3 protein-coding genes and 1 pseudogene are annotated in these 1,731 nt (G+C 73.5%); 1 reads left to right on the top strand and 3 read right to left on the bottom strand.

Features of this window, described 5'->3' with window-relative positions:
• The 3 genes from H5J29_RS31545 to H5J29_RS31535 form a co-directional block, all read right to left on the bottom strand.
• A partial coding sequence (locus tag H5J29_RS31545) for a sigma factor (RefSeq protein WP_446686504.1) occupies positions 1–236 on the bottom strand: 236 nt, incomplete at its 3' end.
• Positions 233–622, bottom strand: a complete 390-nt coding sequence (locus tag H5J29_RS31540) for a YciI family protein (RefSeq protein ID WP_181784579.1) — start codon at positions 620–622, stop codon at positions 233–235. The genes H5J29_RS31545 and H5J29_RS31540, both read right to left, overlap by 4 nt.
• 14 nt (positions 623–636) lie before the next feature.
• A complete protein-coding gene (locus H5J29_RS31535; protein ID WP_181784578.1) occupies positions 637–1,104 on the bottom strand; it encodes a pyridoxamine 5'-phosphate oxidase family protein in 468 nt (155 codons plus the stop codon).
• A 119-nt stretch (positions 1,105–1,223) separates the two neighbouring features.
• Here H5J29_RS31535 and H5J29_RS31530 point away from each other — a divergent pair.
• Positions 1,224–1,731 (top strand): annotated as a pseudogene (locus tag H5J29_RS31530) (bifunctional lysylphosphatidylglycerol flippase/synthetase MprF); the annotation flags it as partial.

Genomic DNA, 1,731 nt, shown 5'->3' with positions numbered 1-1,731 from the left:
GCGGCCGCGTCCTCCCGGTCGCGGCGCGCCCGCTCGGCCCGGTACCGGTCGGTCATCCGGTTCTCCGCCGTGCGGATCAGCCAGCCCAGCGGGTTGTCCGGCACGCCGTCGACCAGCCAGTGCCGCGAGGCGGCGAGCAGGGCCTCCTGGACGGCGTCCTCCGCGGCCGCGAAGTCCCGGTGCCTGCGCGCCATGACCCCCAGGACCTGCGGCGCCAGCTCCCCCAGCTCGCTCACCGAAGGTCCATGACCCGCCGGACCTCGATGTGCTGGCGCAGCGGCACCCCGCCGGGGCCGGGCGCGGCCGACACGCGGGCGGCGATCTCGAGCGCGCGCTCCTCCGTCTCGACGTCGAGCACCTGGTAGCCGGCGAGGGCCTCCTTGGTCTCGCCGAACGGCCCGTCGGTGACGACGGTGCCCGCGGCGCCGCCCGCGGTCACCACCTTGGCCAGCTCGGGCGCGACGAGCGGGGTGAACTCCACGAGCTCGCCGCTCTCGACCAGCTCGGCGTTCAACGCCCGCAGGCACTCCAGGTGCGCCTCGGCGTCGGCCGGATCCCACTCGGTCATCGGCCGGGCGCGGTGCGCCGACTCGTGCGTGGTCAGGACCAGGAACCTGGGCATGACGTCCCCCTTCCTCAGCCCGCGGCCGCGACGAGGTCGGCGACGGCCTTCGGGATCGTGGTCTCGAAGTCCAGCAGCGTGGCGACCGCCGGGACGATCGTGATCCGCGCCATGCGCGGGTACAGCGCGCGCACCCCCGCCTCCCACGCCGGGAACTCCGCCTCGCCGACCAGCTTCGCGGACGCGGCGAGGTACTCCGCAGGCACCCCCTCGACCATGTCGACGGCCGCGGCGCCGCGGACCAGCAGCACCTTCGGCGGGAAGCCCTCGGTGTCGATCGTCACGGCGACGCGCGGGTTGGCCCGGATCGCGGCGACCTTGGCGGCCTTCTCGACCGTGCAGACCACGATCGTCGAGCCGGTCCAGTGGAACCCGACGGGGACGACGCGGGGGTCGCCGTCGAGGCCCGTGTAGGCGAGCCGGGCGGGGATGGAGGAGGCGAACAGGGTGGTCGCGAGGGGTGTGTACAGGTCGTCGAGCATCGTGGCTCCTTCTTCTCGGTCGGACATCGGGGTGACGGAGCACGGACCCGTTCCTCGACATCACCCGAAAGTGACCTGCATCACTGCTAACGGATGCCTCCGCCGACCGAACAGCCCATGTGCAGAAGTCGCTCGCCCTCGCTCGCAGGCTGCCGTTCACGACCGCGGTCGTGCTCGCCATGATCGTGCTGGGACTCGTGACCGGGTCCTTCTGGCAGGCCGCCGAGGACCACAGCTGGTACCCGGCGATCGCCTACGGGGTGCCGTCGCTGGAGGCCGGCCGCTGGTGGACGCTGCTGACCGGGCCGTTCTTCGCCGTCGTCCCGCTGTTCTACCTGGCGATGACGGGCAGCTTCGCCCTCCTCGTGGGGTACGCGGAGTGGCGGCTGGGGACCCGGCTCGCGGCGGTGGTCGCGATCGTCGGGCAGCTGGTGGGCATCCTCGTGGCGCTCGGCTTCCTCTTCCTCGTGCGGGGGCACGGCTGGGCCTGGGCGGACCAGACGGCCACCCTGCTCGACGTCGGCTTCTCCGCCGGTTCCCTCGCCGCCGCGGCCGTGACGAGCGCGGTGCTCCGCCCGCCGTGGCGGCTGCGGCTGCGGCTCGCGCTGGGGCTGTACGTGCTGGCCA

The sequence above is a fragment of the Pseudonocardia pini genome, assembly GCF_013870575.1.
Lineage (GTDB): Bacteria > Actinomycetota > Actinomycetes > Mycobacteriales > Pseudonocardiaceae > Pseudonocardia > Pseudonocardia pini.
This window is presented reverse-complemented; position numbering and strand designations above follow the sequence as displayed.